Annotated in this window: 11 protein-coding genes and 3 pseudogenes; 4 read left to right on the top strand and 10 right to left on the bottom strand. The window is 59.4% G+C overall.

Annotated elements, in window-relative coordinates; translation table 11 throughout:
• Together IQK56_RS27510 and pdeM are read left to right on the top strand one after the other, a co-directional pair.
• Positions 1–598: pseudogene (locus IQK56_RS27510) on the top strand (DNA ligase-associated DEXH box helicase); the annotation flags it as partial.
• The gene (pdeM, locus tag IQK56_RS27505) at positions 595–1248 is read left to right on the top strand and encodes a ligase-associated DNA damage response endonuclease PdeM (RefSeq protein WP_122305172.1); all 654 of its coding nucleotides are present in this window, start codon (positions 595–597) and stop codon (positions 1246–1248) included. The pseudogene IQK56_RS27510 and the gene pdeM, both read left to right, overlap by 4 nt.
• A 23-nt stretch (positions 1249–1271) precedes the next feature.
• Here the strand turns inward: pdeM and IQK56_RS27500 are convergent, their stop codons facing one another.
• The gene (locus IQK56_RS27500; protein WP_010212420.1) at positions 1272–1469 is read right to left on the bottom strand and encodes a hypothetical protein; all 198 of its coding nucleotides are present in this window, start codon (positions 1467–1469) and stop codon (positions 1272–1274) included.
• A 106-nt stretch (positions 1470–1575) separates the two neighbouring features.
• A pseudogene (gene dcd / locus IQK56_RS27495) lies at positions 1576–2141 on the bottom strand (dCTP deaminase).
• A 388-nt stretch (positions 2142–2529) separates the two neighbouring features.
• Between dcd and IQK56_RS27490 the strand changes: the two are divergent.
• Positions 2530–2739 carry a cold-shock protein gene (locus IQK56_RS27490; protein ID WP_002554837.1) on the top strand — a complete coding sequence of 70 codons (210 nt, stop codon included), beginning with the start codon at positions 2530–2532 and terminating at the stop codon, positions 2737–2739.
• Positions 2740–2952: 213 nt separating this feature from the next.
• Here IQK56_RS27490 and rpoS read toward each other — a convergent pair whose 3' ends face one another.
• The 8 genes from rpoS to IQK56_RS27450 form a co-directional block, all read right to left on the bottom strand.
• Positions 2953–3957 carry an RNA polymerase sigma factor RpoS gene (rpoS, locus tag IQK56_RS27485; RefSeq protein ID WP_122305171.1) on the bottom strand — a complete coding sequence of 335 codons (1005 nt, stop codon included), beginning with the start codon at positions 3955–3957 and terminating at the stop codon, positions 2953–2955.
• Positions 3958–4062: 105 nt separating this feature from the next.
• Positions 4063–4899 (bottom strand): peptidoglycan DD-metalloendopeptidase family protein, encoded by an 837-nt coding sequence (locus tag IQK56_RS27480; RefSeq protein ID WP_122305170.1) that lies wholly within the window; start codon positions 4897–4899, stop codon positions 4063–4065.
• Positions 4900–5106: 207 nt separating this feature from the next.
• Complete coding sequence (locus IQK56_RS27475; protein ID WP_169899534.1) at positions 5107–5742, bottom strand: protein-L-isoaspartate(D-aspartate) O-methyltransferase; 636 nt, start codon at positions 5740–5742, stop codon at positions 5107–5109.
• Between the two features lie 41 nt (positions 5743–5783).
• Entirely contained in the window at positions 5784–6533 is a 750-nt protein-coding gene (gene surE / locus IQK56_RS27470; protein WP_099583341.1) for a 5'/3'-nucleotidase SurE, read from the bottom strand.
• Positions 6521–7579 carry a tRNA pseudouridine(13) synthase TruD gene (truD, locus tag IQK56_RS27465; protein ID WP_122305169.1) on the bottom strand — a complete coding sequence of 353 codons (1059 nt, stop codon included), beginning with the start codon at positions 7577–7579 and terminating at the stop codon, positions 6521–6523. Before truD ends, surE begins: the two co-directional genes overlap by 13 nt.
• Positions 7576–8049: a 2-C-methyl-D-erythritol 2,4-cyclodiphosphate synthase gene (gene ispF, locus IQK56_RS27460; protein ID WP_012722614.1), complete on the bottom strand. Its 474-nt coding sequence runs from the start codon at positions 8047–8049 to the stop codon at positions 7576–7578. Before ispF ends, truD begins: the two co-directional genes overlap by 4 nt.
• A 54-nt stretch (positions 8050–8103) precedes the next feature.
• On the bottom strand, positions 8104–8949 hold the full coding sequence (gene fghA, locus IQK56_RS27455) for an S-formylglutathione hydrolase (protein WP_206691981.1): 846 nt from the start codon (positions 8947–8949) through the stop codon (positions 8104–8106).
• 89 nt (positions 8950–9038) lie between these two features.
• Complete coding sequence (locus IQK56_RS27450; protein WP_012722612.1) at positions 9039–10151, bottom strand: S-(hydroxymethyl)glutathione dehydrogenase/class III alcohol dehydrogenase; 1113 nt, start codon at positions 10149–10151, stop codon at positions 9039–9041.
• A gap of 109 nt (positions 10152–10260) precedes the next feature.
• Between IQK56_RS27450 and IQK56_RS27445 the strand changes: the two are divergent.
• Positions 10261–11156, top strand: a pseudogene (locus IQK56_RS27445) (LysR substrate-binding domain-containing protein).
• Positions 11157–11243 lie beyond the last annotated feature (87 nt).

Genomic DNA, 11243 nt, shown 5'->3' with positions numbered 1-11243 from the left:
GTTTGCCGGGCGCCAGGTGCATTTGGGGCTGGCGAGTCTGCTCGCCTGGCGGGTCAGCCAAGGACAGGCAGTGACCTTCTCCATTGCCGTCAATGACTATGGCCTGGAGTTACTGAGCGCCACACCGGTGGATTGGTCTGTACTGCTGAGCGAGGCGCTGCTGAGCCCGGCGAATTTGCTGAGCGACGTCGCCGCCAGCCTGAATGCCGGGGAACTGGCCTTGCGGCGCTTTCGTGAAATCGCGCGTATCGCCGGGCTGGTGTTTGCCGGCTACCCCGGCGCGCCGAAAAGTACGCGCCAGGTGCAGGCGTCCAGTGGATTGTTCTTTGAAGTGTTCAAGCAATATGACCCGCAGAACCTGTTGCTGGCCCAGGCCGGGGAAGAAGTCCTACGTGACGAGCTGGATATTCGCCGGCTGGAAGAGACCTTGCTTCGCTTGTCGGCGCTGAAACTGGACATGCATGTGATCGAACGTCCTACGCCCCTGGCCTTCCCGCTGCTGGTGGAGCGGATGCGCGAAAGCATGAGTTCGGAAAAACTCTCGGAGCGCATTGCGCGGATGGTCAAGGATTTGGAAAAAATAGCGGAGAAACGATGACGCACTGCTCGGTGACGCTCGGAGGCGAAGAACTGTGGCTGCTGGCGGAGAAAGCCGTGTACTGGCCTGCGCGCCAGTGCCTGTTGATTGCCGATGCGCACTTTGGCAAGGCATCTGCCTATCGCAGCCTTGGGCAGCCGGTGCCGCAGGGCACCACCACCGACAACCTGCAGCGATTGGACCGTGTGTTAGGCGCGCTGCCCTGCGTGCACGTGATCTTTCTCGGCGACTTCCTGCATGGCCCCGGCTCACACGCCAGCGGCACGCTGAGCGCACTGCGGGGCTGGCGAGCACGGCATTGCGACCTTGCGCTGACGTTGATCCGCGGCAATCACGATAAACGCGCGGGCGATCCACCTGCTGACTTGAGGATCGAGGTGGTTCCTGAGCCGCTGCTGATGGGACCTTTCGCCCTGCAACACGAACCGGATCCCCATGCCAGCCACCTGGTGCTGGCGGGGCATGTGCACCCGGTGTATCGCTTGCGCGGCAAGGGCCGGCAGAGCCTGCGCCTGCCGTGCTTCCTGCTGGGCAGGCACGTCAGCCTGTTGCCAGCGTTCGGCGCATTTACGGGCGGATACGCAGTAGATCAGGGCGATGATCACCAACTCTTTGTGATTGGCGATCACCAGGTCTGGCCAGTTGGCTGAAACACCGACTGGGCTTGCAGGTATCAGGCAACCGGTGCGGGTGGCGGCTCGTCCGGAAGGGTCGGCTCACCGGGTTCGGTAGGCTGTGGGTAATCCGGCTCGGGTTGGCCGGGGATGCCGCCCGCATAAGCGGGATCGGCCATCAGGGACCAGGCCAGAACGCCAATCTGGTTGGGTTCAAGCCGGGCAAGTTCTGCGCTGATTCGCGGGTCGATCTTCATAAGGCACTCCTCAAGCGTGGCCCGCGCGTTTTGCACGCGCCGAGGCAGTACACCCAATAGAGTCACTTTCTGCGGACTAATTCCCTTTACGCGTAGGACCTTTCGATCAAGCGCGTGGCAAGGTGACGCCACGCTGGCCTTGGTACTTGCCTGCGCGGTCTTTGTAGGACACTTCACAGGCCTCGTCGGACTGCAAGAACAGCATCTGCGCCACGCCTTCATTGGCGTAGATCTTGGCTGGCAGGGTGGTGGTGTTGGAGAACTCCAGGGTCACGTGACTTCCCACTCAGGCTCAAGCGGCGTCACGTTAACGATAATGCCGCAGCGTGCGTAGGTGCTTTTACCCAGGCAGATGGTCAGCACGTCGCGGGGAATACGGAAGAACTCCACGGTGCGCGCCAGGGCGAAAGAGTTTGGCGGAATGATGCACACGTCGCTCTTGACGTCGACAAAGCTCTTTTCGTCGAAGTTCTTCGGGTCGACGATCGCCGAGTTGATGTTGGTGAACACCTTGAACTCATCGGCGCAGCGCACATCGTAGCCGTAGCTGGAAACACCATAGGAGATCACTCGGTCATCGCCTTCACCACGAATCTGGCGCTCGACGAACGGTTCGATCATGCCGTGCTCTTGCGCCATGCGGCGAATCCACTTGTCCGATTTGATGCTCATGGCGGGTGTCCTGAATAGCGAGGTGGAAAAATTCTGTGTGGCATCTTACCGGGGCCGGCGTTGGGGTTCAAAGGGCGTCGGGATTTTCTTGATGAATGCGCCGCCGGCTATAAGGCGCGGCCAGCAGGGCCGGGGCCGTATTGCCGCCCGCGGTACCTGTAAATACCACCGCCAGTCACGAAAATAGAGAAACCTTCGGAAATACCATTGGCACGTTCCGGAAAAAGGGTTAAGGTGGCGCCACTGTGCTGCTTGTGTCACTGAGAATCTCTACACGATATGTTGAATTTCGATCCAACCATCTCCAAGAATTTTTCCTGCTCTTTGCACTCAGTCTCGGCCAGGGCTTTTCCTGAGTCGCAGTTAACTTTGTCCAAGGAGATACACCATGTCTAATCGCCAAACTGGTACCGTTAAGTGGTTCAACGATGAAAAAGGCTTCGGCTTCATCACTCCACAATCCGGTGACGACCTGTTCGTTCACTTCAAAGCTATCCAATCCGACGGCTTCAAAAGCCTGAAAGAAGGCCAACAGGTTTCTTTCATCGCTACCCGCGGTCAGAAAGGCATGCAAGCTGAAGAAGTTCAAGTTATCTAACTTGTACTGACTTAGTCGAAAAGACCCCGCCCTTAAAAGCGGGGTTTTTTTATGCCTGGGATTCAGCCAAAGCGTGAATCTGAGGCCGGGCACAAAAAATGTGGGAGGGGGCTTGCCCCCGATTGCGGTGCACCAGTCGATATATCAGGCGACTGTCACACTGCTATCGGGGGGCAAGCCCCCTCCCACATTCAAACATCCAAGCTGCGTCGCTTATTGGAACAGGGACTCACTCGACAAGCCATTCTTCTCCAGGATCTCACGCAAGCGCTTGAGCCCTTCCACCTGGATCTGCCGCACCCGCTCACGGGTCAGGCCGATCTCCAGGCCTACGTCCTCCAGGGTGCTGCTCTCATGGCCACGCAGGCCGAAGCGGCGAATCACCACCTCACGCTGCTTGTCTGTAAGCTCCGACAACCACTGGTCAATGCTTTGGGACAGATCATCGTCCTGCAACAGCTCGCAAGGATCTGTAGGGCGATCATCCGTCAGGGTGTCCAGCAGGGTTTTATCCGAATCAGGACCCAGCGAGACGTCGACCGAAGACACACGCTCGTTAAGGCCAAGCATGCGCTTGACCTCCCCTACCGGTTTTTCCAGCAGGTTGGCGATTTCTTCGGGCGAAGGTTCATGATCGAGTTTTTGAGTGAGCTCACGCGCTGCCCGCAGGTAGACGTTGAGCTCCTTGACCACGTGGATCGGCAACCGGATCGTGCGGGTCTGATTCATGATCGCCCGTTCGATGGTCTGGCGAATCCACCAGGTGGCATAGGTTGAAAAGCGAAAGCCCCGCTCAGGGTCGAACTTCTCCACAGCCCGGATCAAGCCGAGGTTGCCCTCCTCGATCAGGTCCAGCAGGGACAGCCCACGATTGACGTAGCGTCGGGCGATTTTCACCACCAGGCGCAGGTTGCTTTCAATCATGCGCTTGCGCCCAGCCGGATCACCCTTTTGCGACAACCGCGCAAAATGGACTTCCTCTTCGGGGGTCAGCAGGGGGGAAAAGCCGATTTCATTGAGGTACAGCTGGGTCGCGTCGAGCGCCCGTGTGTAATCAATGTATTTATGTTGCTTTAACGCGGAGGAGTTTTTGGATTTGGTGCGAACTGAAGGTGTTGCAGGTCCCTCATTCGACATCGATTCCATAGCGACACCGGTCTCCATAAGGAGAACCTCATCGTCGATGTCAAACTCCGGCGCTTCTTTACTGAGAGCCATTGTTATAGTCCTTTGGTGAGTTCGACCTCAAGCTCAAGCGACGCCTTTATCCTTGGCAACGCTGGAGCCTGTTCCTTCTACGTGAGGGAACAGGCTGGCAACACATCAACGACGGGGTAAGAATTGCAGCGGATCTACAGGCTTCCCTTGACGGCGAATCTCAAAGTGCAGTTTCACCCGGTCTGTACCCGTTGAACCCATTTCGGCAATTGTCTGTCCGACTTTGACCTGCTGCCCCTCCCGAACCAACAGCCTGCGGTTATGACCGTAAGCACTGACGTAGGTATCACTGTGTTTGATGATGACCAGCTCGCCGTAGCCCCGTAAACCACTCCCGGCGTACACCACTGTCCCATCAGACGCAGCTAAAACAGGCTGTCCCAAATCCCCGGCGATATCAATGCCTTTATTCAAACTACCGTTTGAAGAGAATTTTCCAATTAACACTCCGTTTGAGGGCCATCCCCAACCGGTCGGCGCAGGCCCGGCAGGCGGCAACGGTGCGGCTGCCGGCTTGTTCGCAGCCGTCGGCGCAGCAGTGCCGGCAGGCCGTGTAATGATGGTGGTTTTGCTCGAAGACGACGGTGAAGATCCGGTGTTTGTCACAACCGTCGTAGGCGCGGAACCGGTGCGACCGTCGAAGCGAATCGTCTGACCCGGATGTATCGTGTAGGGCACAGGAATATTGTTACGGGCTGCGAGCGCTTTGTAGTCCCACCCATAACGAAAGGCGATCGAGAACATCGTGTCGCCCTTGCGCACCACATATTGCCCGGTGGTTACCGTCGGCTTTTGCGGTGCGGCATTATTACGGTCAACGACTCGTGCACCGCTGCTTGGCGAGCTGGAACAGCCCACCAACAAGGAACCGAAGACAAGGCCAAGCACCAGTCGCTGAAAACTTGTTTTACCCATACGCTGCGCAAGACCTGTGAGACTCACCCGCCGCTCCCTTTATGGTGGCTGAACATGAACGCCTGTATCAGGCTTGAAATATGTCGCAAGTATAACTGGGCATTGAAGTTTTACCGGCACGCGACTGAAACGAATCATTCAACGTGTTGAATCGATGAGGCCGTCATGTTGACTTGATAGACCCCGCCGTAAGACACATCCCCACCCGCAGAATTCACTGGCGGCGAAAATTCATCAGGCCAGTGGACCGTTGAGTAACGGAACAAAGCGTACGGCGCCCAGTACATGCCGGGAAAAACCGTCGTCTTCACGGACAATAAGCATCAATTGTTGCACTTCGCCGGAGCCCACCGGAATGACCAGGCGCCCGCCCGGGGCCAATTGGTCCAGCAGCGCCTGCGGAACATCGGTGGCCACGGCGGTGACGATGATGCCGTTGTAAGGCGCCAGCGCCGGCCAGCCTTCCCAGCCATCCCCCCAGCGAAACACCACGTTGCGCAGGTTCAGCTCCACCAGGCGTTCCTTGGCACGATCCTGAAGCACCTTGATGCGCTCCACCGAGAACACACGCTCCACCAGCTGTGACAGCACGGCGGTCTGGTAGCCGGAACCGGTGCCGATCTCCAGCACCTTGTCCAGCGGCCCCGCGGCCAGCAGCAGCTCGCTCATGCGCGCCACCATGTAGGGCTGGGAGATGGTCTGGTTATGGCCAATGGGCAAGGCCGTATCTTCATAAGCGCGATGGGCCAGGGCCTCATCGACAAACAGATGGCGAGGCGTACGGCGGATCACTTCCAACACCTGGGCGTTGGACAACCCTTCTTCGTACAGGCGCTGGATCAAACGCTCACGGGTGCGCTGGGAGGTCATCCCGATGCCCCGACGCAGCAGGTCGTCTTGTTCACGAGCCATCAGCGCAATCCCTCCAGCCAGCCTTCGAGACCACTGAAGGCATCGCTGAAGGTTCGGTCGAATTGCAACGGGGTAATCGACACATAACCTTGCATCACCGCATGAAAGTCCGTGCCCTCGCCCCCGTCTTCGGCATCACCGGCTGCTGCAATCCAATAGCCTTCCTTGCCGCGCGGGTCGACCACTTTCAACGGCGCCGCTGCACGGGCGCGATGGCCCAGGCGCGTCAGCTGGATGCCACGGATATGGTCGAGGGGCAAATTGGGAATATTGACGTTGAGCACTGTACGCGGCGGCAGGTCCAGGGAGGCATGGGCCTCCACCAGCTTGCGTGCGAAATAGGCGGCGGTGGGCAGGTTGTCCAATTGCCGCGAGGCAAACGAAAAAGCGAACGAGGTACGGCCCAGGAAGCGCCCTTCGAGCGCTGCCGCCACGGTGCCGGAATACAGCACGTCGTCGCCCAGGTTGGCGCCGAGGTTGATGCCCGACACCACCAGGTCCGGCTCTTGGTCCAACAGGCTGTTGATGGCCAGGTGCACGCAGTCGGTGGGCGTACCGTTGACACTGATAAAGCCATTGGCCAGAACCTGCGGGTGCAGGGGACGGTCGAGCGTCAGCGAACTGCTGGCGCCACTCTTGTCCTGGTCGGGGGCAACCACCACGCACTCGGCGTAATCCTGCAGCGCAGCATAGAGCGCGGCAAGACCGGGTGCGGTGGCACCGTCATCGTTTGATATCAGAATACGCATGGGCTGTCCGTCTGCCCCACCGGCACCAGATCAACAAGCTCGCGCACCAAGACAGTGGCGAAGCATCCGGCCGGCAGGACGAATTCCAATTGCAGAATGTCAGGCCCGGGATAATGCCACGTCAAACCGCCAATGGGCAGTCGCAGAATGCGACGTTCCTGGCTCATGCCGGCATTCACCAGCCAATCGCGCAGGTCGGCTTCACTGGCGGCGATCGCCTGCTCCAGTTCATGGGTGGCGCCTGTCGCAGGCGAATCGCCTTCGCCCCACTGCGGGCCGGTGGGGTGCAGGTCCAGGATCGCCAGGCGCGGGTCACTGCACTCAGCCTCTCCCGCCGGGAAAAAACTGCGGCTGTCAGTAAACGCCAGCAGATCACCCACTTGCGCACGCTGCCAGGAACCGTCGGCGACGCGTGCTGCCAGGACCTTGTTGAACAGGAAACTGCGCGCCGTAGACAACAACCGCGAACGCACATTGCGCTGCTCCGGCAGGGCCTTGCGCGCCGCCCATTCACGGGCGTCGACCACGTTGCCACCGTTGTGGCCAAAACGCTGGGTGCCGAAATAATTGGGAATGCCGTGCTGCGCGATCAGTTGCAAACGCGCATCGATGGCGGCGGTATCGCCGGCCAGCTGGGTCAGACGCAAGGTGAACCCGTTGGCCGCGTGCGCGCCGCGCTGCAGTTTGCGCTTGTGGCGGGCGGTCTTGAGAATCCTGAGGGTGTCGTTTTCTGCAGCGCTCATGTCCGGATCGGCCTTGCCCGGCAGTTGCACGCTGAACCACTGACGGGTCAGCGCCTGACGGTCCTTGAGCCCGGCATAGCTGACGGTGCGCAACGGCACGCCGGCAGCCTTGGCGATACGGCGCGCAGCTTCCTCAGTGTTGAGGCCACGTTTTTCCACCCACAGCCACAAGTGCTCGCCCTCGCCGGTCAGCGGGATATCCAGCACTTCGTCTACCTGGAAATCTTCAGCCGTGGCCTTCAACACCGCGCTGCCCAAGGCCTCGCCGTAGGCACGCGGGCCCAGCAATTCCAGATCATTCATGCGCGCAGCAACAAGGCGACGGAGTGCACCGCAATGCCCTCTTCACGACCGGTAAACCCGAGCTTTTCGGTGGTGGTGGCTTTCACGTTGACTTGATCCAATTCAATTTGCAGGTCTGCGGCAATCAGTGCGCGCATCGATTCAATATGGGGCGCCATCTTCGGTGCCTGGGCCACGATGGTGTTGTCGACGTTACCGACCTTCCAGCCCTTGGCGTGGATCAGGCCGACCACGTGGCGCAGCAATACCCGGCTGTCCGCGCCCTTGAAGGTGGGGTCGGTGTCCGGAAAGTGCTTGCCGATATCACCCAACGCCGCAGCGCCGAGCAAGGCATCGCTCAAGGCATGCAACACCACATCGCCGTCGGAATGAGCCAGCAACCCATGGTGGTGTGCAATGCGCACGCCGCCCAGGGTGATGAAATCGCCTTCAGCGAAACGGTGCACATCGTAGCCGTGGCCAATACGCATAAAAAAACGCCCCGATTTAATTCAGGGCGTGATTCTACCTACTTTTGCCTCACATTAACCGAGCAAAGCACGGCCATGGTGTCGCAAATGGTCTTCGATGAAGCTGGCGATGAAGAAATAGCTATGGTCATAGCCGGGTTGCAGGCGCAGTTCCAGCGGATGCTTGGCCGCCTTGGCCGCTTGCCGCAGGGCTTCAGGCTTGAGCTGCACCGCGAGGAAATCGTCGCGATCGCCCTGGTCCACCAGCAAGGGCAGCTTTTGAGAGGCTTCGCTGATCAATACGCAGGCATCCCATTCACGCCACTTCGAGCGCTCTTCACCCAGGTAACGGGAGAAGGCTTTCTGACCCCACGGGCAATCCATCGGGTGGTTGATCGGCGAAAACGCCGACACCGATTGGTAACGCCCTGGGTTACGCAGCGCACACACCAGTGCGCCGTGACCGCCCATTGAGTGGCCGCTGATACCGCGTTTATCCGAAGCAGGGAAATGCGCTTCAACCAACGCCGGCAATTCCTGCACCACGTAGTCATGCATCCGATAATGCTTGGCCCACGGTTCCTGGGTGGCATTCAGATAAAAACCGGCACCCAGGCCGAAGTCCCAGGCGTTATCCGGGTCACCCGGCACACCGGGACCGCGAGGACTGGTGTCCGGCGCAACGATGATCAACCCCAGCTCGGCGGCCATGCGCTGTGCGCCGGCCTTCTGCATGAAGTTCTCATCGGTGCAGGTCAACCCGGACAGCCAGTACAACACCGGCAGCTTGCCGCCCTGCTCCGCTTGCGGCGGCAGGTAAACGGCGAAGGTCATGTCGCAATCGAGCACGTGGGAGCTGTGCTTGTAACGTTTATGCCAGCCACCAAAACTCTTCTGGCAGGAGATATTTTCCAGGGTCATGGGAATGCTCCCAGCGACAAGCCGCCAGCCATAAGCTGCAAGTGGGCGTACACCCTCTTGCAGCTTGAAGCTTGCAACTTGCAGCTGCTTCAAAAATGAATGACGGTACGAATGCTCTTGCCTTCATGCATCAGGTCAAACGCTTTGTTGATGTCTTCCAGGCCCATGGTGTGGGTGATGAAGGTGTCCAGCGGGATCTCGCCGGTCTGGGCCATTTCCACGTAGCTTGGCAACTCAGTACGACCGCGCACACCACCGAACGCCGAACCGCGCCAGACGCGACCGGTCACCAACTGGAACGGACGGGTAGCGATTTCCTGGCCAGCACCGGCCACACCGATGATTACCGATTCGCCCCAACCTTTGTGGCAGCACTCAAGGGCAGCCCGCATCAGTTGCACGTTACCGATGCATTCGAAGGAAAAGTCCACGCCGCCGTCGGTCAAATCAACAATCACGTCCTGGATCGGGCGGTCGTAGTCTTTAGGGTTGATGCAGTCGGTGGCGCCCAATTGCTTGGCGATTTCGAACTTGGCCGGGTTGATGTCGATGGCAATGATGCGACCGGCCTTGGCTTTCACGGCACCGATAATGGCCGACAGACCAATACCGCCAAGACCAAAGATGGCTACGGTGTCGCCCGGCTTGACCTTGGCGGTGTTGATCACCGCGCCGATACCGGTGGTAACGCCGCAACCCAGCAGGCAGACCTTTTCCAGGGGCGCTTCTTTAGGAATCTTGGCCACGGAAATTTCCGGCAACACGGTGTACTCGGAGAAGGTCGAGGTGCCCATGTAGTGGAAAATCGGTTGGCCCTTGTAGGAAAAACGCGTGGTGCCGTCTGGCATCAGGCCTTTGCCTTGGGTGGCGCGAATGGCCTGGCACAGGTTGGTCTTGCCCGACAGGCAGAATTTGCACTTGCCGCACTCCGGGGTGTACAGCGGGATCACATGGTCACCGACGGCGACCGAGGTAACGCCCTCGCCGATGGCTTCAACCACCGCACCGCCTTCGTGGCCGAGGATCGACGGGAAGATACCTTCCGGGTCGGCGCCCGACAGGGTATAGGCGTCGGTGTGGCAGACGCCGGAAGCCACCACGCGCAACAGGACTTCGCCAGCCTTGGGCATGGCGACATCCACTTCAACAATCTCAAGGGGCTTCTTGGCTTCGAAGGCGACGGCGGCGCGGGACTTGATCATCCGGTGTTTCTCCAGGGAGTTAAAACTGAGACGGCGAGTGTAAAACATGGCTCACTGATTAATAATCCAGGCAAAAGCAAAACTTTATTGCTGTACAGGGACAATCACCATGTTGGAAAACCGCTGGGAAGGCATCGATGAGTTTGTCGCCGTGGCCGAGTGCAGCCAATTCACGGCGGCGGCCGAGCGCCTGGGGGTGTCCTCATCCCATATCAGCCGGCAGGTGGCGCGCCTGGAAGAGCGACTGCAAACACGGTTGTTGTATCGCAGTACGCGCAAGGTGACGCTGACCGAAGCCGGCCAGACCTTCCTGCAACACTGCCAACGCTTGCAGGACGGTCGCGAAGAAGCCCTGCGTGCGGTAGGCGACCTCGCCAGCGAACCCAAAGGCATGCTGCGCATGACCTGCGCCGTGGCTTACGGCGAACGCTTTATTGTGCCGTTGGTGACGCGATACATGGGGCTTTACCCTCAGTTGCGGGTGGATATCGAACTGAGCAACCGCCAGTTGGATCTCGTGCATGAGGGGCTGGACCTGGCGATTCGCCTGGGGCGGCTGCAGGATTCGCGAATGGTCGCCAGCCGCCTCGCGCCGCGCCGCATGTACTTGTGCGCCTCGCCGTCCTACTTGGCACGGTATGGTCGGCCACATAGCTTGTCGGAATTGAGTCGGCACAACTGCCTGATCGGCAGTTCGGATATTTGGCAACTGGCCCAGGACGGGCGCGAATTTTCCCAGCGGGTGCAGGGAAACTGGCGCTGCAACAGTGGGCAGGCGGTGCTGGACGCGGCGTTGCAGGGGGTTGGGTTGTGTCAGTTGCCGGACTATTACGTGCTGGAGCACTTGCACAGCGGCGCGCTGGTGTCGCTGCTTGAGGCGCATCAGCGCCGAATACGGCGGTGTGGGCGCTCTATCCGCAACAGCGGCATTTGTCGCCGAAGGTCAGGAAGCTGGTGGATTTCTTGAAGGAGGGGTTGGCCGGGAGGCCGGAGTACAGTCGTTGATTGGGTATTGTTTGGGCGGGCCTCATCGGGGCATAGGTATTTACACAACTCTTAAAGGTTGACATAGAACCCTGTGGTGAGCGGGCT

The organism is Pseudomonas cyclaminis, assembly GCF_015163715.1.
Lineage (GTDB): Bacteria > Pseudomonadota > Gammaproteobacteria > Pseudomonadales > Pseudomonadaceae > Aquipseudomonas > Aquipseudomonas cyclaminis.
The sequence above is the reverse complement of the archived record's forward strand: the minus strand, read 5'-3'. Positions and strand labels throughout refer to the sequence as shown.

Excerpts from the sequence above, each read along its gene's own strand:
- pdeM (WP_122305172.1), top strand. The coding sequence starts at position 595 with ATGACGCACTGCTCGGTGACGCTCGGAGGCGAAGAACTGTGGCTGCTG.
- IQK56_RS27500 (WP_010212420.1), bottom strand. The coding sequence starts at position 1,469 with ATGAAGATCGACCCGCGAATCAGCGCAGAACTTGCCCGGCTTGAACCC.
- IQK56_RS27490 (WP_002554837.1), top strand. The coding sequence starts at position 2,530 with ATGTCTAATCGCCAAACTGGTACCGTTAAGTGGTTCAACGATGAAAAA.
- rpoS (WP_122305171.1), bottom strand. The coding sequence starts at position 3,957 with ATGGCTCTCAGTAAAGAAGCGCCGGAGTTTGACATCGACGATGAGGTT.
- IQK56_RS27475 (WP_169899534.1), bottom strand. The coding sequence starts at position 5,742 with ATGACCTCCCAGCGCACCCGTGAGCGTTTGATCCAGCGCCTGTACGAA.
- surE (WP_099583341.1), bottom strand. The coding sequence starts at position 6,533 with ATGCGTATTCTGATATCAAACGATGACGGTGCCACCGCACCCGGTCTT.
- truD (WP_122305169.1), bottom strand. The coding sequence starts at position 7,579 with ATGAATGATCTGGAATTGCTGGGCCCGCGTGCCTACGGCGAGGCCTTG.
- ispF (WP_012722614.1), bottom strand. The coding sequence starts at position 8,049 with ATGCGTATTGGCCACGGCTACGATGTGCACCGTTTCGCTGAAGGCGAT.
- fghA (WP_206691981.1), bottom strand. The coding sequence starts at position 8,949 with ATGACCCTGGAAAATATCTCCTGCCAGAAGAGTTTTGGTGGCTGGCAT.
- IQK56_RS27450 (WP_012722612.1), bottom strand. The coding sequence starts at position 10,151 with ATGATCAAGTCCCGCGCCGCCGTCGCCTTCGAAGCCAAGAAGCCCCTT.